1 protein-coding gene and 1 pseudogene are annotated in these 1,311 nt (G+C 65.9%); both read right to left on the minus strand.

What is annotated here, in order from left to right:
* Nucleotides 1-872, minus strand: an 872-nt coding sequence (locus ABT171_RS41590) for an alpha-amylase family glycosyl hydrolase (protein ID WP_351252148.1), incomplete at its 3' end; no start/stop codon positions are given.
* Nucleotides 869-1,311 (minus strand): annotated as a pseudogene (locus tag ABT171_RS41595) (DUF3459 domain-containing protein); the annotation flags it as partial. The pseudogene ABT171_RS41595 and the gene ABT171_RS41590, both read right to left, overlap by 4 nt.

Raw genomic sequence — 1,311 nt, forward strand, 5'->3', positions numbered from 1 at the left:
ATCACGGGGAAGTGGAACGCCATGTGGCACTCGTCGCCGCCGGAGGCGTAGTCGCCGAAGTAGTCGACGACGTCCTCGGGCCACTGGTTGGCCTCGGCCAGGAGCACCTTGTCGGGGTACTGGGCGTCGATCTCCTTGCGCACCCGCCGCAGGAACGCGTGGGTCGCCGGGAGGTTCTCGCAGTTGGTGCCCTCCTGCTGGTACAGGTACGGCACCGCGTCCAGCCGGAACCCGTCGATGCCGAGATCCAGCCAGAACTTCAGCGCGGAGATCATCTCCTCCTGCACGGCCGGGTTCTCGTAGTTCAGATCCGGCTGGTGCGAGAAGAAGCGGTGCCAGTAGTACTGCTTGCGTACGGGGTCGTACGTCCAGTTGGAGGCCTCGGTGTCGACGAAGATGATCCGGGCACCGGGGAACTGCTTGTCGTCGTCGGCCCAGACGTAGTAGTCCCCGTACGGACCGTCCGGATCCCGCCTCGACTCCTGGAACCACGGGTGCTGGTCGCTGGTGTGGTTCATGACGAAGTCGATGATGACGCGCATGCCGCGCTGGTGGGCGGCGTCCACGAACTCCACGAAGTCGGCGAGGTCACCGAACTCCGGGAGCACCGCGGTGTAGTCGGAGACGTCGTAACCGCCGTCCCTGAGCGGTGACTTGAAGAACGGCGGCAGCCACAGACAGTCGACCCCCAGCCACTGCAGATAGTCGAGCTTGGCGGTCAGGCCCTTCAGGTCGCCGACGCCGTCGCCGTTGCTGTCCTGGAAGGAGCGGACCAGGACCTCGTAGAAGACGGCGCGCTTGAACCACTCCGGGTCCCGGTCCCTCGCGGGAGTGTCCTCAAAGGTGTCCGGAACGGGCTCATTGACGATCATATTGTGGGTGACCCTCCGATCTGCGGGTTGGACGGTCGCAGGACGGTGAAGACATGCGCGGGCCTATGACCCGGTTCGAGGCGCACATAGTTGGCCCTGCCCCAGTAGTAGGTCTCGCCGGTGAGCTCGTCGCGCACCGGCACGGACTCGTGCCAGTCCAGGCCGAGTTGCGGCATGTCCAACGAGACCGTGGCTTCCTGGGTGTGGTGGGGGTCGAGGTTGGCGACCACGAGAACCGTGTTCGATCCGCTCCGCTTCGAGTAGGCGATCACCGCGTCCTTGTCGGCGTGGTGGAAGTGCAGATCGCGCAGCTGCCGCAGGGCCGGGCTGCGGCGCCGGACGGCGTTGAGCCTGGTGATGAGCGGTGCGATGGTCCGGCCCTCGCGTGCCGCGGCCTCCCAGTCCCGTCGCTTGAGCTGGTACTTCTCCGAGTCCAGGT

This window comes from Streptomyces sp. NPDC001851, assembly GCF_040297165.1.
Classification (GTDB): Bacteria; Actinomycetota; Actinomycetes; order Streptomycetales; family Streptomycetaceae; genus Streptomyces.